This window comes from Sulfitobacter sp. R18_1 (genome assembly GCF_017743915.1).
In the GTDB taxonomy this organism is placed as follows: domain Bacteria; phylum Pseudomonadota; class Alphaproteobacteria; order Rhodobacterales; family Rhodobacteraceae; genus Sulfitobacter; species Sulfitobacter faviae.
This window is the reverse complement of record NZ_JAGHRG010000001.1, coordinates 16,045-40,125: the sequence shown is the minus strand read 5'-3', so window position 1 is coordinate 40,125 and position 24,081 is coordinate 16,045. Positions and strand designations below refer to the sequence as shown.

Annotated in this window: 26 protein-coding genes and 2 tRNA genes; 9 read left to right on the top strand and 19 right to left on the bottom strand. The window is 50.5% G+C overall.

What is annotated here, in order from left to right:
- Positions 1 to 48: 48 nt before the first annotated feature.
- The 5 genes from J7392_RS00230 to tnpA (J7392_RS00210) all read right to left on the bottom strand — a co-directional run bounded on the left by J7392_RS00230 (position 49) and on the right by tnpA (J7392_RS00210) (position 3,006).
- On the bottom strand, positions 49 to 555 hold the full coding sequence (locus J7392_RS00230; protein ID WP_209215559.1) for a hypothetical protein: 507 nt from the start codon (positions 553 to 555) through the stop codon (positions 49 to 51).
- Between the two features lie 52 nt (positions 556 to 607).
- The gene (locus J7392_RS00225; RefSeq protein ID WP_209215558.1) at positions 608 to 1,309 is read right to left on the bottom strand and encodes an HNH endonuclease; all 702 of its coding nucleotides are present in this window, start codon (positions 1,307 to 1,309) and stop codon (positions 608 to 610) included.
- A gap of 147 nt (positions 1,310 to 1,456) precedes the next feature.
- Positions 1,457 to 1,936 (bottom strand): hypothetical protein, encoded by a 480-nt coding sequence (locus tag J7392_RS00220; protein ID WP_209215557.1) that lies wholly within the window; start codon positions 1,934 to 1,936, stop codon positions 1,457 to 1,459.
- A gap of 328 nt (positions 1,937 to 2,264) precedes the next feature.
- Positions 2,265 to 2,492, bottom strand: a complete 228-nt coding sequence (locus J7392_RS00215; RefSeq protein ID WP_209215556.1) for a hypothetical protein — start codon at positions 2,490 to 2,492, stop codon at positions 2,265 to 2,267.
- Positions 2,493 to 2,589: 97 nt separating this feature from the next.
- The gene (gene tnpA / locus J7392_RS00210) at positions 2,590 to 3,006 is read right to left on the bottom strand and encodes an IS200/IS605 family transposase (protein WP_247744440.1); all 417 of its coding nucleotides are present in this window, start codon (positions 3,004 to 3,006) and stop codon (positions 2,590 to 2,592) included.
- 7 nt (positions 3,007 to 3,013) lie between these two features.
- On the opposite strand from tnpA (J7392_RS00210), the gene J7392_RS00205 reads away from it, so the two are divergent.
- A complete protein-coding gene (locus tag J7392_RS00205; RefSeq protein ID WP_209215552.1) occupies positions 3,014 to 4,249 on the top strand; it encodes an RNA-guided endonuclease TnpB family protein in 1,236 nt (411 codons plus the stop codon).
- A gap of 553 nt (positions 4,250 to 4,802) precedes the next feature.
- On the opposite strand, the gene J7392_RS00200 is transcribed toward J7392_RS00205, so the two are convergent.
- The 3 genes from J7392_RS00200 to J7392_RS00190 form a co-directional block, all read right to left on the bottom strand.
- Positions 4,803 to 6,092, bottom strand: coding sequence for an HlyD family type I secretion periplasmic adaptor subunit (locus tag J7392_RS00200; RefSeq protein ID WP_209215550.1), 1,290 nt, complete (start codon positions 6,090 to 6,092; stop codon positions 4,803 to 4,805).
- The gene (locus J7392_RS00195) at positions 6,092 to 7,783 is read right to left on the bottom strand and encodes a type I secretion system permease/ATPase (protein ID WP_209215548.1); all 1,692 of its coding nucleotides are present in this window, start codon (positions 7,781 to 7,783) and stop codon (positions 6,092 to 6,094) included. Before J7392_RS00195 ends, J7392_RS00200 begins: the two co-directional genes overlap by 1 nt.
- A gap of 67 nt (positions 7,784 to 7,850) precedes the next feature.
- Entirely contained in the window at positions 7,851 to 8,414 is a 564-nt protein-coding gene (locus J7392_RS00190) for a hypothetical protein (protein WP_209215547.1), read from the bottom strand.
- A 171-nt stretch (positions 8,415 to 8,585) separates the two neighbouring features.
- Between J7392_RS00190 and J7392_RS00185 the strand changes: the two genes are divergently transcribed.
- The 5 genes from J7392_RS00185 to J7392_RS00165 all read left to right on the top strand — a co-directional run bounded on the left by J7392_RS00185 (position 8,586) and on the right by J7392_RS00165 (position 13,134).
- A complete protein-coding gene (locus tag J7392_RS00185; RefSeq protein ID WP_209215545.1) occupies positions 8,586 to 9,212 on the top strand; it encodes a hypothetical protein in 627 nt (208 codons plus the stop codon).
- A complete protein-coding gene (locus tag J7392_RS00180) occupies positions 9,209 to 9,703 on the top strand; it encodes a hypothetical protein (protein WP_209215542.1) in 495 nt (164 codons plus the stop codon). The genes J7392_RS00185 and J7392_RS00180 overlap by 4 nt, the downstream gene beginning before the upstream one ends.
- Positions 9,693 to 10,187: a type I-E CRISPR-associated protein Cas6/Cse3/CasE gene (locus tag J7392_RS00175; RefSeq protein ID WP_209215539.1), complete on the top strand. Its 495-nt coding sequence runs from the start codon at positions 9,693 to 9,695 to the stop codon at positions 10,185 to 10,187. Before J7392_RS00180 ends, J7392_RS00175 begins: the two co-directional genes overlap by 11 nt.
- A 26-nt stretch (positions 10,188 to 10,213) precedes the next feature.
- Complete coding sequence (locus J7392_RS00170; RefSeq protein WP_209215536.1) at positions 10,214 to 11,188, top strand: hypothetical protein; 975 nt, start codon at positions 10,214 to 10,216, stop codon at positions 11,186 to 11,188.
- 254 nt (positions 11,189 to 11,442) lie between these two features.
- Complete coding sequence (locus J7392_RS00165) at positions 11,443 to 13,134, top strand: DEAD/DEAH box helicase (protein WP_209215533.1); 1,692 nt, start codon at positions 11,443 to 11,445, stop codon at positions 13,132 to 13,134.
- Positions 13,135 to 14,335: 1,201 nt separating this feature from the next.
- On the opposite strand, the gene tnpA (J7392_RS00160) is transcribed toward J7392_RS00165, so the two are convergent.
- Positions 14,336 to 14,752, bottom strand: a complete 417-nt coding sequence (gene tnpA / locus J7392_RS00160; protein WP_209215531.1) for an IS200/IS605 family transposase — start codon at positions 14,750 to 14,752, stop codon at positions 14,336 to 14,338.
- Between the two features lie 7 nt (positions 14,753 to 14,759).
- On the opposite strand from tnpA (J7392_RS00160), the gene J7392_RS00155 reads away from it, so the two are divergent.
- On the top strand, positions 14,760 to 15,995 hold the full coding sequence (locus J7392_RS00155) for an RNA-guided endonuclease TnpB family protein (protein ID WP_209215529.1): 1,236 nt from the start codon (positions 14,760 to 14,762) through the stop codon (positions 15,993 to 15,995).
- A gap of 25 nt (positions 15,996 to 16,020) precedes the next feature.
- Here J7392_RS00155 and J7392_RS00150 read toward each other — a convergent pair whose 3' ends face one another.
- The 6 genes from J7392_RS00150 to J7392_RS00125 form a co-directional block, all read right to left on the bottom strand.
- Positions 16,021 to 16,200, bottom strand: coding sequence for a hypothetical protein (locus J7392_RS00150; protein WP_209215528.1), 180 nt, complete (start codon positions 16,198 to 16,200; stop codon positions 16,021 to 16,023).
- 73 nt (positions 16,201 to 16,273) lie between these two features.
- Positions 16,274 to 16,570: a hypothetical protein gene (locus tag J7392_RS00145; protein WP_209215526.1), complete on the bottom strand. Its 297-nt coding sequence runs from the start codon at positions 16,568 to 16,570 to the stop codon at positions 16,274 to 16,276.
- Positions 16,571 to 16,636: 66 nt separating this feature from the next.
- Positions 16,637 to 16,713: transfer RNA gene (locus tag J7392_RS00140), tRNA-Arg, on the bottom strand.
- Between the two features lie 26 nt (positions 16,714 to 16,739).
- Positions 16,740 to 16,816: transfer RNA gene (locus tag J7392_RS00135), tRNA-Ile, on the bottom strand.
- Positions 16,817 to 17,346: 530 nt separating this feature from the next.
- Positions 17,347 to 17,592: a hypothetical protein gene (locus tag J7392_RS00130; RefSeq protein ID WP_209215524.1), complete on the bottom strand. Its 246-nt coding sequence runs from the start codon at positions 17,590 to 17,592 to the stop codon at positions 17,347 to 17,349.
- An 87-nt stretch (positions 17,593 to 17,679) separates the two neighbouring features.
- Positions 17,680 to 18,186: a hypothetical protein gene (locus J7392_RS00125; protein WP_209215522.1), complete on the bottom strand. Its 507-nt coding sequence runs from the start codon at positions 18,184 to 18,186 to the stop codon at positions 17,680 to 17,682.
- Between the two features lie 150 nt (positions 18,187 to 18,336).
- On the opposite strand from J7392_RS00125, the gene J7392_RS00120 reads away from it, so the two are divergent.
- Positions 18,337 to 19,425, top strand: a complete 1,089-nt coding sequence (locus tag J7392_RS00120; RefSeq protein WP_209215519.1) for a hypothetical protein — start codon at positions 18,337 to 18,339, stop codon at positions 19,423 to 19,425.
- An 84-nt stretch (positions 19,426 to 19,509) separates the two neighbouring features.
- Here J7392_RS00120 and J7392_RS00115 read toward each other — a convergent pair whose 3' ends face one another.
- Both J7392_RS00115 and J7392_RS24420 read right to left on the bottom strand, forming a co-directional pair.
- Positions 19,510 to 19,899, bottom strand: a complete 390-nt coding sequence (locus J7392_RS00115; RefSeq protein WP_209215517.1) for a hypothetical protein — start codon at positions 19,897 to 19,899, stop codon at positions 19,510 to 19,512.
- A gap of 184 nt (positions 19,900 to 20,083) precedes the next feature.
- Positions 20,084 to 21,631 (bottom strand): HAMP domain-containing sensor histidine kinase, encoded by a 1,548-nt coding sequence (locus J7392_RS24420; RefSeq protein WP_209215515.1) that lies wholly within the window; start codon positions 21,629 to 21,631, stop codon positions 20,084 to 20,086.
- Positions 21,632 to 21,897: 266 nt separating this feature from the next.
- Between J7392_RS24420 and J7392_RS00105 the strand changes: the two genes are divergently transcribed.
- Positions 21,898 to 22,440 (top strand): hypothetical protein, encoded by a 543-nt coding sequence (locus J7392_RS00105; protein ID WP_209215513.1) that lies wholly within the window; start codon positions 21,898 to 21,900, stop codon positions 22,438 to 22,440.
- 14 nt (positions 22,441 to 22,454) lie between these two features.
- Here J7392_RS00105 and J7392_RS00100 read toward each other — a convergent pair whose 3' ends face one another.
- Both J7392_RS00100 and J7392_RS00095 read right to left on the bottom strand, forming a co-directional pair.
- Positions 22,455 to 23,018 (bottom strand): hypothetical protein, encoded by a 564-nt coding sequence (locus J7392_RS00100; protein WP_209215512.1) that lies wholly within the window; start codon positions 23,016 to 23,018, stop codon positions 22,455 to 22,457.
- 128 nt (positions 23,019 to 23,146) lie between these two features.
- On the bottom strand, positions 23,147 to 23,974 hold the full coding sequence (locus J7392_RS00095) for a metallophosphoesterase (protein ID WP_209215510.1): 828 nt from the start codon (positions 23,972 to 23,974) through the stop codon (positions 23,147 to 23,149).
- Between the last annotated feature and the right edge of the window lie 107 nt (positions 23,975 to 24,081).

Genomic DNA, 24,081 nt, shown 5'->3' with positions numbered 1-24,081 from the left:
GACAAGCATTAAGTGATCTGTAATTCGTTTAGATATTGATGTGTTCTATTAAGGCGCCGGTGCCGGAGCAGGCGCCTCGGGTTCCATCCCATTCTCTATGGCCACATCAACCGAAGTAATTGCCTGCATGAGGTCTTTGAAGGTGATATCCTCAAACACATCGGAAATCTCGCGCCACACTGCGGCTTTGGCCTTCGACTTTGTCTCTGCAATCACTTGAATAGGGCGGTTATCCGGGTCTGGATCCAAGCCCAGCTTTCTGGCGTTTAAGTGGATATCATAGACTTTATGCTTGTCGCCGATCTCAATGAGATGGTCGCTCAGGGCTTGGCGCCCGTCTTCATTGACAGTGAACCCGGTGACCGATCCATCCGATGAGCTTACTCGATCCCAATATGGAGAAGCGTCCATCTCTTTTCCTCTGGGGCTGTCAAACCCAACACAGAAGAAGTTTCTATAGCTACTTGTCAGCGGGTTTACCGGACGGCCGAGGGCGTGATCCATCTCGTTGAAGGCGCTATTTTTAAGGGATCGATTGATGGCTTTTATAGTCATATTTTTTACTCACTGGCGGATGTCCTGCCCCTTCTGGGACAGGACATGATTTTCATGGCTCTAGTTCGGCAGTCCAGTAACCGTCGTCATCCCAGCCTTGGGTCGCATCGACCCGCATACCTAGAGGCGCTGGACGGCCTCCTTTGGCCTCTGGGAGCCAGTTACCGAAGACACCTCGCACCTCAGCAGGCACGTTGCGCAGACCGATCTTGTAGAGCTCATCCCAGCTGGGGGTGCGAGGCTTCCACAATGGCACGAAGTTACCTTTGCGCACGACGCCACGGATACCGTTGTAGTTCGCCGGTTCGCTGCCCTTCATGCAGTTGCACTTACGGCAAGACATCATAAGGTTATCCCAGGTGGACAGGCCGCCCTTGGAGCGTGGAACCACGTGATCGAAAGTCAGATCTTTGACAGCAAACCTATTACCGCAGTATCCGCAGGTGAAGGCATCACGCAGAGCACAGTTCAAGCGCGACAGGGCAGGGATGCCCTTCTTTGCGACAGGTACGAACTCGTGGCACATTACGACCTTCGGAACCGGAATGCTCATCTTTTGCGAGCGAATTACCGGTCCATCCCAGTTTTCTAGAACCTGCACACGTTTTTTGTAGACTGCCTCGACTGCATCCTTCCAACCCCATAGCGACAAAGGTGTCGTTGAGAGAGGAAGCGCGTTGGCGTTCAAAACAAGGGTACGGTAGTGGTCCAGGTTTACTGGCTTGCTGCGGTGTACAGCGGGTAGGGGTGTCATCTATCTAATCCATTTCTTTCCATCTATTATTGTTGATCCGCAAGAATAATCGCACACTACACATATAGATATCTCATTCAAGATAATTCTAGGTGAAAGCCTATATATTTACCTCATAGTGTGATCGTTTGTTTGGCATCGAGGTTTTTATCCTAAACTGCCATACATGAATGTACTGTCTCTGACCTGCGCCAAGATTTCATCCAACGAAACTTCTACCGAGGAGCCATCTTCGCAATCAAGGATGGCAATAGGGTTTGAGCCTTCTGGTATCACGATGTCGCGCACCAGCGCATCAGTGTCATCAAGGTCGGCGTCTGTTCCAACTGGTACCATGACCTCACGATACATCGCATCGGCGCCACCACAAAGGTCGCTAAGCTGGAATTTAATGGATTCCCAATCCCGTCCTAGAATCTCCTCACGCTCTTCTTTTGAAAGCTGACGCAAAACGGTATTTGATACGAACCAATCATAGCAACTACGGTCCAAAGAATTTTCAATAACGTCATTGTACTCATGTAGCGCATCCGCCCATGCCTCAAGATAATCTTTTCCGAGTTTTTCGACTGATTTCTTATAAAGAAGGTGAAAACGGTTCTGTAGAACTCTATCAATATTGGCCATGAACTTTTTCCTTATGATTGATGGTAAAGTTGACCTTACTTTGAAAGTGGCAAAGGCTTTAGAGCGGGTGCAAAGCAGGTCCTTACACCCAACCTTGCACTATCATAAAAACGATGGTAAACTCACTAAGTGTCTGTTTTGAGGTAACTTTATGCGAAAAATCACCGTGGAAAACTACGCTGGAGATAACGGCGCAGAACTCTTGCGTTGGTTCACGAGTTTCGCTGACCCCGGACTTCTTTCCTCCTGGAAGGGTATCGGAGGAGGTGGTAATTGCTTTCACTCAACCATGTGCGCGAGTGCTTCCATTATTAAATACTCTGAGGGTTTACGGACAAAGGACCAGCGCCGATTGCTGAATACCACTCATCTTGTAACCGGCAGGTTTGTTATTCCGGAATCCGACGGGGGTGGGGTTGTTGACCACGCTTGGATCGAAAGAGACATCGACGGAAATATCATCGTTCTCAACGTGTCCAATCTTGGTGACGGAAAGCCTCTCTATGTGATGTCGAAGGCCGAATATCTGAAACTCAACGAGTGTGACCATATTCATCAGAGCATCTCTCTGAGGGCCATCTACCGACCCGCCGCTAGTGCTCCATCCTAGAGGCGCAGCCTCAGGGTGGTGGTGAAGGCGGATTATGTAACGATTAATCTGGCTGATCCTGATTCTCGATATACTGCTTGATGATGGAAAACGGCGCACCGCCGCAACTCACAAGGCAATATGTGCGAGACCAAAAAACAGACTTCCAGTAAAACTTACTCACATGATCAGAAAACTCATTCCGAATGACACGTGAATACGTGGTCTTCACGTTGTTGATGAACTTCGTCAAATCCATGGTTGGTGGTAGCGATGAAAGAAAGTGCACATGATCAGCTTCGCCATTCATCTCCAAAAGCTCGCCACCCCAATCTTCTGATCTTTTCCTCACCAGTTGCTCGATGCGAGCCAAAATAGGTCCGTTAATCACTTTACGACGGTACTTCGCCGTAAGAACTAAATGATAGTGCGATGCGTAAATACTATGATTTAGCTTGTAAAATTTCGGTTCTAATGGCATAATTAAGATGATGGACAAAAGACGCGTCACATACAAGCTGTATCCAACAAGCGCCCAAATCGTGCAACTAGAACGCCTTCACGATAATCACAGGGCGCTATATAATGCTGCCCTGCAAGAACGAATGGACGCTTACAAAAAGCATAAAATTTCCATTCGTAAAGGAGATCAGGAAAAATCTGTCACTCAGATTAGAGCGGATGATACTGAGTATCGGTCGATCAATGCTCAATCCTTGCAAGTGACGCTGAAGCGAGTTGATGACGCATATCAGTATTTCTTTCGCAGGGTTAAAAAGGTTAGTGGCAAGGCAGGATTTCCACGCTTCAAATCAAAGGATAGATTTAGCGGTTGGGGATATAAAAGCCACGGCGATGGATGGACCTTGAAGCCCGGCGAAGGTTTCCGCCATGGCAGACTGCGCTTATCCGGTGTCGGAACAATCAAGATTAGAGGCGAGGCGCGAACGCCTGGCCGACCGAAAGTCTGCTCGATTACGAGGAAATCTGACGGCTGGTGGGCGTCAGTGGTTCTGGAATGTGAGGCGCATCGTGAAGTAGCTCCAGATGCTCGTCCTGCCGCAGGTCTGGACTGGGGCGTTGAGACATACGCTACATTGGCTTGGGGTGTCGACAGCAGCGATGCCCAAGAATTTAAGAACGAGCGACTGTGGCAGCAGGCGAGTGACGATCTGAAAGACGCTCAGCGACACCTCTCAAAGGCTTTGAGAGGTAAAAGATCTAAGCGAGCGTTGCGCCACAAGCGCATCTTGGCGAAGCGCCACAGACAGCTGGCAAATCGTCGAAAAAACCACATCCATCAGCTGAGCAATAAGCTGGTGAGAGAAAACAAGATGATCGTGACAGAAGAACTGACTGTCTCGAATATGACTCGTTCTGTCAAAGGCACAGAAGAAGCACCTGGTAAGAACGTCGCGCAGAAGGCTGGCTTGAACAGAGAAATTCTCGATACATCGCCATCTGCGTTTTTGAAAGCACTCACATACAAAGCGGAAGAAGCTGGTTGTGAGTTAATTATCGCGCCCACGCGATCCTTGAAGCCTTCACAACGCTGCCCAGTTTCGGGCGCCACTGTGAAGAAGAGGCTTCAGGATCGGTCGCATGAGCTGCCAGATGGCAGCGTAATCTCAAGAGATCACGCTGCGGCTGCAACTATGCTTAGATGGGGTTTAGAGCAGCAGGGTATGCCTGTTTCTTGGTTGGGAACCGACCACGGGGCGTAAGTCCCGGAAACTCCATCCTGAACCGTCAGGTTAGGGTGGAGTAGTTCATAATGCGCATAAGAAGAACCCGCTCGACCCTGATAGTGAGGACGACATTCGGAGTGCTGTGAAGCATCACTTAGAAGAAACCCTAATCCAGGTCGCTGCCGCTTAAAACCAGAAGCCCCGATCAAGATGACCGGGGCTCCCTAGTAAGGATATGGTTTGAAAGATAGAATGATATCTACAACATCGTCCAAAAATGTCAACGAACTTCAGTAGAAGTTGATAGCCTCAACAGGCATACCCGGGATCAGATCCAGGTTTTGATGGCTTCAGCGGAGACGACATCCGGGCCGCCGTGAAGCACAAATTTCCCGATACTCTGGAAAACGTGATGCTCTAAAACAAAAAGCCCCGACCCAGCAACAAGGTCGAGGCTTAAAGCTTCCAGTTGTCATCTACCGGAGGTGAACCATCATCAGGGCCAGAAAGGAAATAAAACACACCCCGATGAATGATTTATCTTATGCATGATATGGGCTGTCTTTGCAAGCATAAAAATGAATAAATCTTACCCTTCTCGGAAGGCAGCCATGAAGTAATCCGTCAAAGGCTCTGTGAGGTACGCGAGTGGTGTCCTCGCCCCCGTCTGAATGAAGGCCTCAACAGGCATGCCCGGGATCAGATCCACGTTCTTGATGGCTTCAGCCAGTTGCTCAGGAGATAGCTCAATCTCTACTTTGTAGAATGGTGCCCGGTTCTCCACCTGGAAAGCATCCGCAGATATTTTTATGACGCTCCCGGTGACTTCTGGGGCATTCTTCTGATCCAAGGATGAAAACCGCACCAGGACTTCCTGATTGAAGGCGATACGGTGGATGTCCTTGGCCTCGATCTCGGCTGCAACCACCATCGGACGGTTTTGGGGAACCAAGTAGAGCAGGGGGTCCGCAGGTCGCAGAACCGCACCAGGGTTCACCGGCGCCATATTATAGACCACCCCATTTACGGGTGCTGTTACATGCTGGCGACCCAGCTGCATCCGCAGAACCCGCTCTTGCTCCAGCAGTTCAAGCTCTCTGTATTGCTGATCTCTAAGTTCGGTGACAGCCCTCTCGCGCCGGGATGTATCAAGCTTCTCAATTTCGATACCCAGTTCGATGATACGGCCACTAGCTTGCGCCTTCGAAGCTTGTAGCTCCCCGAGAGATCCACGCAGACGAGATTGCTCCCTTCTAAGGGAAGTCACCCTTGATGATTGAGCGAGCCCCCGATCCAACAGTGTCTGTTGGTTGTCCAATTCACCTTTAAGCAGTTCCAGCTGCTCACTCATCGCATCCTGTTGGGCCTCAATGCCAATGATCTGCTCCTCGATCTGTTTTTGACGGCGACCGAGTTGCTCGCGTTCGGTTTTCAGAGATACATTACGGGCTTCAAAAAGCCTTTGCTGGCCATCCATCAGCTCTTTAACCTCTTGTCGGTCGGCCTTCAGCTCCAACATGGGATCAAAGGAAAGCGTATTCATATTATCGCGTTCGGCCTCAAGCCTGGCACGGCGTGCTGTGATTTCGTTCAGCTTGCTTTCAATAATATTGTACTGGGAGCGCAGTTCGGCCGGGTCGAGGGTCAGCAGCAGCTGGCCTTGTTCCACGAGGTCACCTTCATCCACATGAAGAGTTTCGATCACTCCCCCATCTAGGTGCTGTACGATTACCCGATTGTCGTCGACCTGAACTCTGCCGGGAGCGATGATTGCGCCACTGATCTGTGCCGTACCAGCCCATCCGCCCATAACGGCGACCAAAGCGGCAAGCAGGAAGACTCCGGTAAGAATGAGTTTTCGTTGTCCATATTTTTGCATCACGCAGATCCCTGTGTCCGTGGTGCTGATTTCAGCACGCTCTTGAGTACCTCATCTCGAGGCCCAAAGGCGGTCTTACGCCCCTTGTCGAGCACTAGAAGAAGGTCGCACTCCTCAATTGCCGAAGGTCGGTGAGCCATAATTATGATGGAGCCTCCTGCCTTCTTGGTTTCGGCGACTGCCTTGTTTAGAGCAACGATACCGGCCTGATCTAAATTGGAGTTGGGTTCATCCAGAACCAGTATGGACGGGTTTCCATAAAGGGCCCGGGCAAGCGCAATCCTTTGCATCTGGCCGCCAGAAAGCGCTGTAGATGTGCTTGTAATAGGGGTGTCGAACCCTTGCGGCAGGGACTGGATGAGATCCGTGGCGCCTGCCTTCCTGGCGGCTTCCAAAACAGCTTCAGGATCCGGGTCTTCCTCCATGCGTGCGATATTCTGAGCAATCGTACCGTCAAAAAGAACCACCTGTTGTGATAGGTACCCGATATGGCGGCCGAGGACGTCGCCATCAAAGTGATTAATGGGCCATCCATCCATACTAATGCGGCCTCCAGCAGGTTTCCAAACGCCTGTGATTGCACGAGCCAGAGTTGATTTCCCTGATCCTGATGTGCCGATGACGCCCAGCGCAGTGCCAGCAGGGATCTCGAAATCTATCATCGCCAAGGTGGCTTTGACATTGCCAGGTGGCACAATGGTCATGCTCGCCACCTTAAGTTGCCCAGTGGGCTTCGAAATGTCAGTCTTTGGGGTCTCGACAGGCAGGGCGCTGAGCTTTGACTTGATGTTGGTCCAAGCCGTGCGTGCTTGCTGTACGTTTTGCCACTGACCCATAATTTGCTCTACAGGCTGGAGAGCACGGCCAAGAAGAATGGAGCCAGCAATCATGGCACCGGGTGTCAGCTCTCCCAAGAGTACCAGATAGGCGCCCAAACCAAGCATGGCAGATTGCAAGAACAGCCGGAGAGCTTTGGTTGTTGACAGGAATCCTCCTTGACGATCACCTGATTTCATATTTTCGGCCAAGGCTTCTTCACGGAACTTCGTCCAGCGAGCCGCCACACTACCGCGCATGCCCAGCGCCTGAATGTCTTCTGAGGATCTGATCGACTGCATGGCAATCATATTTGCTTTAGAAGATGCGGTCATCTGAGCCATTGCTGCGCTTTGTGAGGAGGCTTGGTTCAGAACAGAGAGCGCGACAATGATGGCACCACCTACTAGGGCAAGCACGCCCAGCGCCGGATGGAAGATTGCGATGCCAGCCAGAAATACGGGTGTCCAAGGAAGATCGAAGAAAGCCACGAACACCGGAGAGGAAAGCATCTTCTGGACCATCTCGATGTCTTTGGGGCCCGTTCGGTCTCCGATGGAATCCAAAAGATCAGATCGAAAGATCGCTGGATCTAGCTTTTGTTGCATCTGTGCGCTCATGCGAGCTAGCAGACGGCCGCGAATGTAGTCGAATGATGCCATGAACCCATAGAGGGCAACCAAAATAGCCGTGAGAGCCACCAAGGTGGCCTCTGAGCGGCTTCCAAGCACTCTGTCGTAGACCTGAAGCATATAGATGGGACCGGCCAGCAGGAGCATGTTCACTGCAAGACTGAATATACCGACGATCCAGAGGGTCGACGCGGGTAACTTCAACTGTAATGGGGAGCCGGTAATTTTAGGTGCGCGAGCCATATCAATCCTCTTGAAGAGCTCGCGCACATTATCTGGGGGCAGTTAAATAGAGATTAACGATACCTGATCACGGTGCGCTGGGCGCATTGTCGGATTCCATCGTTGGGTTCTCTTCGTAGTGCTGAGTGATGAGCGCCTCTATGGTCGCAACTTCTTCAGCAAGAGGATGAAATCCCATGTGCTTGGCAATATCTGCGAAGCCGTCGCCAAAAGCGGTGAGCTTGCAATCTCCGATGATGCGGCTTTGCTCAGAAGTGAAAGCAAATATAGCGTAGCCTTCATCTTTTAGAGTGTGAGCGAAAGCTAAGGCTGACATCTCGCACTTGAGCGCACATTTTTCGATACTGCGATGAACCGGCCCGTCGATCTTAACGTGCTCGGGCAGGGTGAGGGGGATCAGGAATTCAGATCCCTCTCGCATAATATTGCCGTCTCCCAGGGTAGATTCCCGGATCATACGCAATATCGATTGCTGACAGTCGTCAGGGTCTTTCCCCTCGTATGCAGACAAGACGTCCAAGAGGACGCCTTCATCCTCCAACGCGCGGTAGAGAGCGCCGGTAAGTCTGACAATATTCCCGACGTGAGCGGTTTTGGCGCCGATGTAAATTTTAGTGCTCTTACTATCCATGATGATCGAAATCCTTCTCTGTACCCCTATGAAGTGGCTAGAAACCTGCATCTTTCCATGCCTGCTTAGGCCCTTACACGAACAAACATTAATAAAATGTTAATTTATACTTGCAGACCATGAACTGTTCTTGCTATGAAGCCAACAACACGAATTACAATCGGAACTGACATGCACAAACTCAAGATCACGGCGCAGCTTGCCTCGCCGCTCATCAAGCAAGGAGAGATGACCTTTGACGCTCTCCTTATGTGCCTCAAGGGCGATCCTGACATCCCTCTGAAGCAGACTGATGGTCTCTTTCACGCATCGAGCGCCATTCTTGAGACCCCCATTCATGGCAAGGTCGGCTTCATTGCCGGTCTGCATGGCCAACACCGTTTGGACCCCGATCTCATCAAGAAGAACAAGAACGGTGGCACCCACAAGATGTATGATATCCAGCGTCGTAAGGGCTGCGGTAACGTCTTTCACACCTATCCGACCTTTACGACTGCGACGGTCAGCTGGCACTGCGAAGGCGACATGCATGGCATCCACGCTCTGCTGAAAGACGTTTACTTCCTCGGCAAAAAGCGGTCGCAGGGCTACGGTCAGATCGTTGAAGGCGGCTGGTCCATCGAAGAAAGCGATTTCGATGGCATCATGGATGATCAGGGCAATCCATTGCGTCCAGTTCCCGAAGATCGGTTTGCAGGCAACCGTGATCTTCCTCTTGTCGATGCCGCCTGGCGCCCCCGCTATTACGACCCCATGAACCGGGCTGCCTGCTATATGCCGATGGAGAATGCAGCATGAACACCTTTGAATTTCTGGCTGAGCACTTTGCAGGCCAATTCGATATCGATCCTGCGATCAACTGCCCTGTTAAAAAGACCGAGCGTGCGCTCTCAATGCCGCACCCGATGGTCGACAAGGTTGATGCCAAAGGGAACCCGAAAACCAAGCGCTTCATGAAGGGTGCGTGGGTTGTGGTCTACAACGGCGGCTTCATGACCAACTCTGAGTTCATGTACGACAATGTGCTCACGGAACCGGACATGAAAGCACATGAGGCATTCCTCTATGCGATTGATCGACTGCCGAAGCCTTGGTGCTTCCTGACGTTCACCAATGCCGCATTCCCGCTTTCGAACATCTACCTGAGCTACGATCCCCGGGTCATGCGCATCTGCTCCCCCGGCGACACCGAGACCTTCAACATGTTCGAAGAAGCCAACACCCCCATGCACAAGCGCATGATGAAAGCCAAAATCAAAGCCGAGAAGGAGCTTAAAGTTGCTGTTTGATCACCTTATCCCCAAACCCGCTGGTATCGATGGGTATGCTGTTCACCAGCTTCTTGAGCAAATGACAGATGGCGGCCGCGCTCTGCATGTTGTGAACGATGACCATATCGTTGTGCGGAGCGAGAGCCCCGATCTGACCAACAATGCTGTGCCTGTTCGCGACATCAAAGAGGGCGACGTGGTTTCCTTTCAATTGCGGGCTTCCTGCGGCAAGAAAACTCGGGGCAAGCATAAGTACTTCTCTCCCAAAGACTGGCGCTCCCGCAAAGAGTGGCTCGACCGCCGCGCTAATGGTTTCGAGATCATCGCCTGTCATGTGTCAAGCGAGCCGGAGAAGATTGCCAAAGGCAAAGGCTTCAGCATGGACAAAACCGACTTCACCGGCGTTCTGAAGGTCACCGACCTCGACGCTTTCAAAGCTGTCCTCAGAGAGGGCGTCTCCACTCCTGGCAAGGCCTACGGCCGTGGCCTCATCGTAATCTAACTACTTCATACAAAGGAACTGAAAATATGAAAAAGATCATCAAAGTCGACCTGACCCTGACCACCCAGAGCCCGCTGAGCATCAAGCTCCCAACACCGCAGGGCCTGCGCGAAAACAAGTGGGATGGTGCTCCCGTCATGACCCGTGGCCTGAATGCCGATGGTGAGGCGATCCAGACTGCCTATATCCCAGCAACCACCCTGCGTGGCAGCGCCCGCCGTGCAATGGCCATCCCGCTGATGGAGAAGGCCGCTGCTGAGGGTAAAGCATACACTCTGCAAGATGCCTATAAAGCGATTACTGGGCAGGATGCTGCATCTGAGACCGCTGCGGAAACGATCAACCTGGCCGATGCTCGCACTGAGCGTCAGAAAGAGATCAATGCCGTTGCAGACCTGTTTGGTTGCGGCCTGAACATGGCATCGCGTCTGAAGATGTCGAACCTGATGCCCGAGATCGATGTCCTGCCGGAAGCCTTCGGTGTGGTGAAGAAAGATATCGACGATACCGAAGGTGCTGTCGATCTGCTGGATGACGAAAACCAGCAGGCTTTCTATGCCCGGTCTTCTGCGAACCAGAAGCGTTCTGCTGCTGCCGCTATCGTTTCGCAGATCGAGCGCAAGCTGTGGAGGGACAAGGACAACAAGGATCTGAAATCGGCTCTGGCTGACGCTCAGGCTCAGTTGAAGAAGTATGAAGACGAAATGGGCGGGATGAAGGTCTCTTCCAAGAACCTGGCTTCCTTCTATGCCCTGCCTGCCGGTGTTGAATGGAAAGGCTTCCTGATCATTGACAATCCGCGTGAAACCGATGTTGGCGTGATCCGCACCTGGCTGGAAACCCTGAGCCAGTACCCGCTGCTGGGCGGCAATCAGGCTCGTGGCTGTGGTCACGTGAAAATGGTTGCCACCATCAAAGTTGATGGCAAAATCGTAGAGACCATCGAAACCACGGACTTCGATGCTGCCAAGGTTTCGGAGGTTGTGCAGGCCGCCGCCTAACACAACTACCAACTAACGATCAACGAAGTGCCTCGGGGAGAAATCTCCGGGGCACTTTCCGTTCAAGGATAACTAAGGATAATCTCGTCAGACCAAATCTATCCTTGATATAGCGTATTTTATTAATGAATAGATCAAGGATAGACTTTACTTTGTTTTAGAGTTTGCTATTACTGTTCTTGCCAAGCCTTGCTGGTCTTGGAAGATTTAAGAACAGACGAAGCCTTTTGCTTCTGCATACCGCGAGACATTTGATGAAAACCCTTTTCCGTTCCGAAGAACAAACCGAATTCAACGACCGCATATCGAGCCACCTCGCAAACCCAACCGGCCCTCTTCTGATTGAGGCAACTACCGGGGTCGGCAAGACGCGCGCTTACTTGAATGCCGCTGCCCGTTCCGAACAGAAAATTGCCATCTGCTTCCCCACCCACGCTCTCATAGACCAGCTTCTTGCCTCCTCTGATCTTACCGTCATTCAAGACATCTACCCTCGTGTCACAGTAGCCGCTTTCCGCCCCAAGTCTTTCTTCGATAGCGAAACTGAATACCTCGAGAACAAAGAGCAGTGTCTGCGCGCAGATATCATGCTCTGCACCTCCAGCTCCGTGATCTTCGACCAACGCCTCAAGGGCCAGTACAATGGGGTAACCGAGCGTGACGCCATCCTGTTTGATGAAGCCGACATGCTGCCCGATCTCGCAGCCCTAACCTCTGAAATGACGATCACCCGGGACGAGCTGAAAGCCTTCAACATCAAAGCAACCAAACCCTTGGATATCGTGGGCGCTCTGCTCACCAAGGAAGGTCTCGATGCAGAGACAAAAGCGAAGGCGCGTCTTGCCTTGGAAGGGCTCACCGAAGAGCCGTCCTGGTTCCGCAAGTGCGGTGTTACCTCTCGTGGCGATCTGGCTGTCTACAGCCGTCTTCCTGGTCGCATCCTCAAGAAGATCAGTAACCGCTCCAGCACCGTGTTCATGTCAGCTACCCTCAGCATTGGTGGCAACTTCAATGACTTTAAGCGGGCCATGGGTATTGATCGCATCAGCCCTCTCTCGACTATGATTTCTCCGAAGAAGCACGGCACCCTTCACTATGACTTCTATCTTGATGATGCCCACAACACTGAAGGGTGGATGAATACTGTTGTTGAGCAAGCCATGGATGCTGCAAACGACGGCCGCACCCTGGTCATCACCCCTTCGCACCGTCTGGCTCAAGAGATCGGCGAAAAGATCCCTGAAGCCGTGGTGCGTGAGCGCGATGAGACCACTACTGAGGCAGCTGAGCGCATGGGCAACAGCAAGATCCTGATCGCTGCTGGCGCTTGGGCCGGTCTCGATGTGCCCGAGCCGTTCACCACCATCATTTTCCCTCAGGTTCCCTATGCTGCTCCAAAGGCGCTGGGCGACGAATGGCTGGAAAATGAGCCTGACATGATGGTGACCCAAAGCATGTCTTCTTACACTGATAGCAAGAATGCTGCGATCCGTCGTCTGATCCAGGGGCAGGGCAGGGGTCTTCGCTCTCCTGACGCTTACTGCCGGGTTGTGTTTTGTGACCCTCGTATCGAAGATCTGGGAACGAAATTTATCCCCGATAGATTCAAAACGGGCTATCACGAAGGGCGCAAGGTATCTTCTCAAACCACTAAAGCAGAACGCAGCCCGCATGTGCGTCGGGAAGCTCTCCTTCATCACGGCACTAAATGCCAAGGTAACTGCGACAGCACGATATTTCACATTCGTCAGCTCGAGGTACACCACTTGAACCCTCTGGCGCTGCGTGGTGCTGGCGAAACCAGGATGGAAGATGTCGCTGTGCTTTGCCGGAACTGCCACGCCTATGTTCATAAGGATGGCAACAACGTCGTTTCTATTGAGGCTCTCCAGTCCCGCGTAAAAGAAGAGATCAATAAAAAGGCCAAGGTTCTGCTGACTTTCTGATCTGTTTTCAGCGCATTCGTGCTACGCTTTTACCAAAGTCGGGTCTCGGTCCTAAAAATGAAAACGATGGCGACAAATTCTGATGGAAAACACAAAAATAGTAGGTCAGGATACCTTTTCCTTCAATGAATTCATTGCTATAAGCAACTATCGGATGCAGCCACACTGATATTGAGTGGTTACTACAGGTGTATGTATTTACTCATGATTTATCTCCTGGATGCAGCCACACTAATATTGAGTGGTTACTACAGGGGTGAGGTGCGCGGCGAGCCTTGGCTTTCGGATGCAGCCACACTGATATTGAGTGGTTACTACAGGGAACTGCCTCCTGAGCCACCCAGGAGCCTTGATGCAGCCATCCTAGGATTGGGTGGTTACTACAGGCTCGTTACACATGGCGCCATGCGGAACGAAGATGCAGCCACACTAATATTGAGTGGTTACTACAGGACATGCGTTGTGTGATCGTCAAACAGCAAAGATGAAGCCACACTGATATTGAGTGGTTACTACAGGTGTCGATTATAGAAAGCATCCAGCGCACTGGTGCAGCCATCCTGGCTATGGGTGGTTATTAAAGGCAATGATTACGAGCGATATCGTAAAGGCATCTAGCCACCTTATGTAGGTGGCTACTACAGGGACCGTCGCTAACCCTCGCTCGCGCGACCGCATATGCAGCCACACAGGTATTGAGTGGTTACTACAGGTTTATCGCCTTTTTAAGGAAAGACCGCACGCAGATGCAGCCATCATTATGGTGGATACTACAGATTGAATAATATAGCCGGGTTTATCCAGTATTCATGAAGCCATCTCGATTATTGGTGGCTACTAAAGACGCACCGCGTCCGCGCGAGGCTTTGAGGCAATTACAGCTACCCTGATTTCGGGTGGCTACTACAGGTTGGAGCGGCGATTGTACGAGGTTGCGCGTCCATGCAGCCATCTTGAGATTGGGTGGTTACTACAGGACGGAGTACTAATCCGGAACGGCCTATAGAGGCTCAGCCATTTGATTAAAGGTGGCTAATTTTGGATGAATGGAAAACGGTAATTTAAACCATGACTCCCACATCACTCATAGTGCACAGGAGTGATGAATATGACCGCAGATAAAAAATCTACCGACCCGACGCTAGTGCACCATCCTAGAGGCGCAGCCTCAGGGTGGTGGTGAAGGCGGATTATGTAACGATTAATCTGGCCGATCTTGTCTCTTGATATACTGCTTGATGATGGAAAGCGGCGCACCGCCGCAACTCACAAGGCAATATGTGCGAGACCAAAAAACAGACTTCCAGTAAAACTTACTCACATGATCAGAAAATTCATTTCGAATGACACGTGAAGACGTGGTCTTCACGTTGTTGATGAACTTCGTCAAATCCATGGTTGGTGGTAAAGATAAAAGCAAATGCACATGATCAGCTTCGCCATTCATCTCCAAAAGCTCGCCACCCCAATCTTCTGCTCTTCTCCTCACCAATTGTTCGATGCGAGCCAAAATAGGTCCGTTAATCACCTTGCGACGGTATTTTGTCGTGAGAACTAAATGATAGTGTAGTGCGTAAATACTATGATTTAGCTTGTAAAATTTGGATTCTGGTGACATAACTAAGATGATGGACCAAAGACGCGTCACATACAAGCTGTATCCAACAAGCGCCCAAATCGTGCAGTTGGAACGCCTGCACGATAATCACAGGGCGCTATATAATGCTGCTCTGCAAGAACGAATGGACGCTTACAAAAAGCATGAAATTTCCATTCGCAAAGGAGATCAGGAAAAATCTGTCACTCAAATTAGAGCTGATGATCCTGAGTATCGGTCGATCAATGCTCAATCCTTGCAAGTTACACTGAAGCGGGTTGATGAAGCATATCAGCATTTCTTTCGCAGGGTTAAAAAGGGTAGCGGCAAGGCAGGCTTTCCGCGCTTCAAATCTAAGGATAGGTTTAGCGGATGGGGCTATAAAAGTCACGGCGATGGATGGACCTTGAAGCCTGGTGAGGGTTTTCGCCATGGTAGACTGCGCCTATCTGGTGTCGGAACAATCAAGATCAGGGGTGAGGCACGAACTCCTGGCCGACCGAAAGTCTGCTCGATTACGAGAAAATCTGACGGCTGGTGGGCGTCTGTGGTTCTGGAGTGTGAAACACATCGAGAAATTGCTCCAGATGCTCGTCCTGCCTTAGGTCTGGACTGGGGCGTTGAGACATATGCAACACTGGCTTGGGGTGTTGAAAGTAGCGAGGCTCAAGAGGTTAAGAATGAGCGGCTGTGGCAGCAGTCCAGTGAAGATCTGAAAGACGCTCAACGCGACCTTTCGAAGGCTTTAAGAGGTAAAAGATCCAAGCGAGCCCAACGTCATAAGCGTGTCTTAGCGAAGCGCCACAGGAAGCTCGCCAATCGTCGAAAGAACCATATTCATCAGCTGACATCGCAATTGGTCAAGCATAACAAGATGATCGTGACAGAAAGTCTGACTGTCTCGAATATGACTCGTTCTGCCAAAGGGACTGAAGAAGCTCCAGGCAGGAACGTCGCGCAAAAATCTGGTTTGAATCGAGAAATTCTCGACACATCACCATCTGCATTTTTGAAAGCCCTCACATACAAAGCGGAAGAAGCTGGTTGTGAGTTAATTATAGCGCCCACTCGATCCTTGAAGCCCTCACAACGCTGCCCTGTTTCGGGCGCCACTGTGAAGAAGAGGCTTCAAGATCGGTCGCATGAGCTGCCAGATGGCAGCGTAATCTCAAGAGATCACGCTGCTGCTGCAACCATGCTTAGATGGGGCTTAGAGCAGCAGGGTAAACCTGTTTCTTGGTTGGGAACCGACCACGGGGCGTAAGTCCCGGAAACTCCATCCTGAACCGTCAGGTTAGGGTGGAGTAGTTCATGGTACGAATATCCTGCTCTCTAATGGTCTCACCGGCCCCCGCCAGATCCATAGCTTCTGCTTCTGCTTCGCTACCAGCTTCGATGGTGTATTCGACTTCAACCACACGCGTCTCGCGAACGACGACTTTGTAGCTTTGCATGTTGTCTTCAGACATTTTTTGGATCCTTATGAATGGACTGCTTGAGGCAAAAGTAGCCTCCGATACGCAAGAAAATATGATTTCCAAATCACGCAGATTTATGGGCCATCATGTACTCGCGAAACTTTTCGGCCGCCATCAGGACTAACTCTCGGGCTTCCAGTGTATCCATCGCACCTGCTGCGTAAGGCTCGGCACCGTAAGGCTCTTCGTACTCCCAGAGAGGGGCGCCATTGGACTTGCGACCAACTGAAATACTCCACCGGTTTCCTCTTGCTCTAAAGCAGAACGGATTTCGATCAATGCTTCCTTCGGACTGAACCGGAAAATGCCCGCTAATATAATCGAAAACCAAACCCTTGGTGGATATCTCTGAAACACCCATGAATAAATATCTCCCTTTCAAACGAAAAGCGGGGTAGCAATTTATTCTTGCTACCCCGCCGTAAAATGGTGATCCCTGTAGGACTCGAACCTACGACATCCTGATTAGAAGTCAGGAACTCTATCCAGCTGAGTTAAGGGACCAAACTGCTGAAAACAATCAACAATCTTGGTGCGCCCGGTAGGACTTGAACCTACAGCCTACCCGTTATGAGCGGGGTGCTCTAACCAATTGAGCTACAAGCGCGAAACTCTATATTTCTCCTTGCGACACTAGCCGCTGCGTTATGAATAACCTAGAATATACATGCTCTATAGTCAAGGGCAAATCATGCTTCGTTGACAATTTTTCTGACCATGCAGGTTTGCGATCTTGGCCATGGTGAATGCCAGTGGTTATACGCTATGATATCGGCATGATTGATCAAGTAATCTTCGCCTTTTCCTGTAATCACCCAAGTGTCATGACCTCTAGCATTTCGGCCTGCGCGCTCTACTAAGTCGTGCTGTCGAAGAGACCGTATCTGGCTAGATCCCCAAGCCCTCGCGTTCGATATCTTTTGCGGGCAAGCCTGCTCGCCTATGTCAGCTGCCGACAGTGCGCGCACTTTGGATAGATCCTGACCATCTAGGAACTGGAGAACCCGTATCCTATTAAAGGTCGGCCTCAAATCGTATCTCATAGCATCCCCCGCATTCTAGTGGGATGATTCTACACAGAACCTCAGTACGTTGCCAAGTATAGCTTTAACGAAAAGAAATCAGACCATTACCCGATCAGGCAAACTTGCGGGCTTCCTTAAGAACGGCTTCTTGTCTTCTCTCTTGCATGGTTAGCTCATTCCAATGTTTTCTGGGATTGCCGCACATATGGCAAGAGCAATATGCAAGGTGATCATGGAGTTTTGAGAAGTTATCAGGGTCCAAGTGAGCGCTTTGAGATGCAATTCGCCTGGCTTTCGCTTTCATACGATCACGATGATGACGACGCTCTGCTCGCTTCGATCCAGTAATGCTTCCCATAATATTATCTCCTTGTAATACATATAATATTGTTGTTGTAAGGCAGTCTGTCAATGCTCTACAAGCATAGTGGCGCACATCCTTTCTTTAGGTTTCTGTATCCTCTTTCTTAACCAGACCTAAAATGCGTCTTCCTGAACGAGCCAAGCTGGGATCGGTTTCCTCCATCTCATCCAAGCGAGTGGCCATGTAATCTCGGCGGTTCAGATAGTCTGTTTTTAGGTTCCCTGTCGGCTTGGGCGGGACCGCTTTCTTTGAATGAACGACAATCATGCCGCTTTCATCCATGTGGAGGTGCTTCCCATAATGGGCTTTGGCTTTCGATAGATGAGGCTCAACTTGTTGGTCTTCGGCCGCTTGCTTTATGGATCTTCTGACCCTGATTATTGAAAGCACCAGCCATGCGATATTGAAAGCAACCAAGTATCCAAGTGCGTTAAAGATTGCACCTTCCATAAGAGCTGGATCGATCCCCGCGCTGAGAGAGGTCATAAACAGAACCGGAAGTGCGATGATAACTCCAATCATCGCGTGGTAGGGGGCAAAAAGCATTCGCGTCTCTCTCGCCACCTTATTCCTTGTCTTCCGATCCATTTGGCATCTCCATAGATAGCTTTTTGCAAAGCATACAATGTGAATGGTTAAATAATGATGACCGTACGTAATGGGCTTCACGGCTACCAAATTTAAGCGATAATTTCATAGCTCTGCCTATCTCAGATATAGGGAACGGCAGGAAATAATATGAAAAGCGATAAACTAAAATCGGTAATAACCTCCATACAAAATGAGAGGGCTCGCTATGACACTCTTATTGCTCGTCGTGATGAGATTGAAGTGCAGGCTCAAACACGTAAGGACAGGATTGCTGAGCTGCTGGATGGCGAGACCGAAGTGAAGCGCAGGCTAAATCTCGACAGCGAAAAATCCATCAATAGCCTCCTGAAGGCGCGGGATAGGATCAACAAAGAGATTGTCGATGAGAGGTCAAAGCTTCGGGCTGACGATAAAGAGTACAGTCGCGTTGAGAAGGAACTCGAAAAATCAGAAGTCAGAATGCAGGGGCTTGAAGCTAAGTACACGGCCGCCCGCGCTGAAGTCCATGATTGGGTTGAGCAGATCGACGCTGACTTTCAGAAAGAGACCGGCCGGGCCCCCGAAACCGGTATCATATCTCGTTTCCTCGGCAGAGGAAGCATCGGTGCACAGGCAGGGAAGTCACCTGAAGGCAAGAAGCGCCCCATGCAACGCCTTAAGAGGGCTTTGGCATTTAAGGTAGCTCCGCAGGTAGCACTGTTTGCTGGCGCCCTTCTATTGGTCGACGATTTCAGCGGTGTGCATGCCTTGAGCAGTCCAAGCAACGACCAGGCTTCTGCAACCGAGTATCTGAATTCTATGGACGGGATCGGCCCCAATACCAGAGAGCTTCTTGCCCTGAGTGGGATTGAGGCAATCAGGACAGATGGCGGAAGTTATATTTTCGCATCCACTGACTTGGAAGGAGACCTACCTGGCGTCGATGCAGTGAGCCTTGAGCGCATTATCTCGAAGATATCCAAGCTCGATGGCATGGATGAAACTGATGCGAAGGAAATTTTTGAGCATCATATTGCCCCGACTGTCCAGGCCGCCGTGCAGCAATGTAGGGTTGCGAGAAATTGCTCTGATGGATCCCAATCAGAAGTGATAGCTGACTTCCAGTATGAGGATGAATACGGAAACGAGGTCAAGCTGTCCTGGAGTAATCAAGATGGTCTTGGGTTTAGAGATAATGCCGTTATGGCGCAGAACGCTGATCGCCTATACAGCGACGTCGCACATCTCGGCAATTAAGGTTACACTAACACAACAATAAGGGCGCCTACATTCCACATGCTTGGCGCCCTTATCTCTTTTATAAGATTGATTGTAGGGTGGTTACATTCCCAAGCGACCGGAAAACGCCAGTAAGTCTGATGTTTCCTCATCGGGAAGATCTGCGGATGCCGTCAACGGCTTATCTGGGTTGAGATAGTAGCGTCCATTGGAGCGCGGAACCTCAAGCATATAGCCGTCCTTTAAAAGTCCTTTCAGGGCACGATTATAGGTGCTTTGAGACATCGTTTTGCAGATGGCAGAATTCTTGACTTCTCCGCTCTGAATGCCCTTGCGGCCACCATTGGAAGCATAGATTTCCTCTAGTGCTTTCATGGCAAGAAGAATGTCGATCTGGTTCTGATTGAAACGAGAAGAAAGCTTCAGCTTGTCATCCCATTGCGCCATCAGCATTCGCACTCTAGCCAACCCTTGGATAATGTCATTTTTCATAAAATCTGCTTTCCTAGTTTTCATTTTTTCTTACAACAGGCTCCACCCATCCCCACGAGCGGAACCGTAGGGAACATGTTGTCGAAAACTGGAATTCAGAAAGTGCTAATTTTGTAAGTTTTTGGCACACTTAGTCGCAGCCACGGAATTACCGAAGCTCTCTCGAAGTGATTTTTTTATGAATTTACAAATCTGTCCTAATGGGCAGCCAAAAGGTTACTTTAGTTCCCTTACCTGGCCGTGATTTGATCGATATATTACCCAAGTACGAGCTTGCGAGCTGCTGGAGTGTGGTGAGTCCCATACCCATATTTGTTTCTGGGCTTGTCGTAAAATAGGGGTGGGTGGCCGAACGCACGACATCGGAACTCATCCCAACGCCGTTGTCTTCGACAGTAAAGGTGAAGATACCCTCACCGTCACCAAGCTTCTTGCGATCACCACCCTCAATGAACGGGTTCCGGTCCAGCACTTCTGCTTTAACCTTCAGAAGAGGGATATAGTCATCACCCTCTTGCTCTCGGCGATCCTTCATGGCTCGGAAAGAGTTGGAAACCATACTTAGTGCGGCGCCATTAAACTGGACCTCCGTCATTGGCAGTACAGTGCGCTCGTCAACCAACTTGGTAAATTCGACTTCGTATCCTGGAGATATTGAATCCAACGTCCCTGCAATGCGCGCACAGCAGCTATCTGTAAGGCGGACCCCAGATATATCATCCTGAACGAGGACTCGAGACATTTCTGTCTCGACATTGTTTTTGGTCAGCTTGAGAAGAGCTTTAGAGATGGCGCGGCCGCGTTGCACTTGGTTTTTGAGATCTTCAACCTCAGTCAGAAGCTCTTCGCGAGACATCTCTTTGATGTCTTCAGGCTCCAGCATGGCCATGGTACCTTCCATCGTGGTCACCATATTGGAGAACTCCAGCGACAAGCCCAGCATTGTAAACTGGGACAGGGTCATCCTGGCGCGACTTTCTTGAGCTTCTTTTGCCAACACACGGTCGGTGATGTCTACGGCCAACCCCTCGCAAAGGTCATTTCGCCCCGGGGTGGCTACCCCTTGGCCCGTAATATTGTAGTATTTATCGTACCCCTTCACACTATGGAGGTGCACAATCATGCTATCCTTCTTACGGGTACCGGCGAGATCGGCCATGTATTTTTGGAATTCGTCGTGGTTATAAATGGTGATCTGATCACCAATAGTCTCGAGGTCGGTTACAACAGAGTGTGCCTTACGGACCCGCTTCTCATTTACGAAGTTCTCAGTAGCGAAAAACTTTCTGACGCCATCCTCCTCGTATATTTTCCAATGATAAACGGTGAACATTTGGTCCTGCCGTGACAGGAAGCGCATCGCCTCCCATGCCCTGTTGAATTGCTCATCATGCGTGTTGGTATGCGTGTTCATCAGGGCTACCGCAAAGCCATCGGCGGGCTGCCCTTCAGGCTCGTCCATTCTGGCTACCAAGATCGTATTGTAACGCGGAATCATAATGTCTTGGATGTGCATGGGCACTTCGTGGCTTGAAGCGTCTTCTGCTTCTTCAAGCTCTCCTACTTTTTCACTGAACAGGGCGATCAGCAAGGCGCGCAGCTCAAAGTTGGATGCCCCCAAGCCTGCCTGAAGTCCGCCCCAGTGAACGTTCGAATTCGTAATTTCCCCATCCGCTCCAAAAAGGACGACGGGAATGCGGGCGCGCAGCAACCCCATGATCGGCTTCGACACATCTCCAGCTTGAGGAGTTTTCGATATTATTTCTACCACGTAGAGGCCTTTCAATAAGGTCAGCTATGTTGCCCGACCCTCGTTAGTAGGTCGTTTAGCAAATCTAGGTGTGCTGTCAACCAGCTAGGTTCCTTTCCATCATGCTCAATGCATAAGCCTAGATAAGTGCAGGTTGGTATACAATTTACCTCTTATATTAATCAAGAATTAAGATGTATTGGCTAATGTTCGTCCTTGGTACTTATACGCACACAAGGATAAACTTAATGAATATTTTTACACGTAAGGTGTGGCATTGCGCACTGGCACTGATGCTTTCGATCTCTTTTTTGATGTCTGCTATGCCCGCAGAGGCTGGGCGCGAGCGGATCGTCATTAAGGCACCCTATGATCACTACGAGCACGCGGCTACCTACTACGGGAAAAGTGAAGATTACGACCGTCGTGAATTAACTGAGCTATTCCGCCAAACGATTGGTCGCCCAGTTGATCCAGTTAAGACGCCATGGTGCGCCGGATTTGTCGACGCCATGCTGGTTAAAGCGGGCAAACAGCCTCTGAACAGCCTGTGGGCGCGTGACTTCTTGAAAATGGGTACACCTGTGGCACAACCCAAGAAAGGCGACCTCGTCGTCCTAAGCCGTGGGTCGGGCGGACACGTTGGCTTCTTCCATCGCTTCGTCCAGGATCGCAACGGCCGCTACTTTGTAGGTGTCCTTGGTGGTAATAACGAAGGTCCCGACAACAACGGCAAAGTAGGGATCTCTTACTTCCCGCTGAACCGGGTGTTGGGTTACCGCGCTATCTAAAAGAGTGAGAGGCGTCAGGTACAGACATTCTGACGCCTCTCAAGCCTTAAGATCAATACGCCGAAGGCTATGAGCACGAAGAACCCGGCCATCTCCCCAAAGGCAACGAGTATAGAAGTCCTCAGGGCCAGTAAGGTTCCAAGGGTCGGCAACAAAAATGCGGCGTGCGTAACACCCGCCAGTCCGGCGGCTCCCAGCATCATCCTCAGAGTCGAACGCACACCGGTCTGAACGCAGATCGCAGGCGCCATCCACTGACATGCTAGCAGTGCTAGAGCAGGGACGAGGGGGATCCATATTTCTACCAGAGATGAAGTTTCGGGTAGGTCACGAGAATAAATTAGAAGAGAAGTCGCGTAGCCGCAAAGCACACCTAAGGTAGCTTTGCGGCCAAGTGCGAACAGACACAAGATTGTCAAAGCCAGTCTGAAGTCTAAGAGCGCCGGTATGTCGCTTCCAAGGAACCCAATTTGCAGGGGAACATAGATTCCTCTCGTGATGATCGCAGCTGCCAGGAAAGGCAGGGAAATGCAGCCACTCATCATTAGAAACTTAACTACCGGCGCCTTATTCTCCATTCTTCTGATTTCCGTTGTGCCTGTAGAAATCAGATAGTGCAGTAACTAAGGCGCCGCTGGTAGCTAGCTAAAAACCCGTAAGATTTGACAGTGTTTGCACGACATATTTTCTCAGCAATGAGAAATACTTACAAAAACTTGCGTTCTGGGTCGTCGGTATCGATAATTCGATGCGGGTTGAACGCCGATTTTTCGTGAGGGTATCCACGCGGATTATGCCGAAGCCTGGTCGTGCCATGCGGGGTATCGATATCCGTCTCCAGACCCTGATGGGTGTGTCCAAAGATCCAAAAGTTAGGACCCTGATCCCAGATGAGAGGCTCTAGGTTCGTGGCAAATGACGCATTGAGGAGGTCACCCCTATAGGCGGGGTGAATGCAAGCCTCGGACGGCATGTAGTGCGTCATAACCACTCTTACATCGTCTTTGTGCTCCTCTAGGAGCCCTGTGACCCTAGCCTTATCTTCGGCATAGAGATCAGCCATGTCATTGGGCGTCAAATGGCGGGCGCGTTCGCCAATGCGGATCTTATGAAAATCATTCATTTGTTGGTTTGCAATCTGTTTGGCCTGGAATTCCATTCCCACATAGAGACTGAAGTCTGTCCACATAGATGCACCGATAACAGTCACACCAGAGACCTGCGTAGCCTCTCCGTGAAGCACGCGGATATCCATGCCGGACGCACGTAGATTCAACAGGCGGTCGGCTTCGCGCTTTCTCAGTAGGGTATAGTTGTTCTTATAGGCTTCGTGATTTCCCCATACCGAAATGATCGGGATCTCATATTTTTCCCAGGCTCGCTGGAGAAAATCTAGATGGCCGTCACCGACACCAGTATCCCCGGCCAGCAAAAGCGCGTCGATATCCTTCGGAAGATCGGGCATCTCGAAAGGGATCATGTTGCCGGGATCGAATTCTGTGTGGAGATCAGACCAGTGGATAAAGCGCGTCATCGTGTTTCCTTGTGTTAGTGATAGAATGCCAGTCTACCCGCCAGATTGCAATTATATTCTTGCAAAACTTCCATACGATCAAGGATATGCAATGTTATTATTGATCT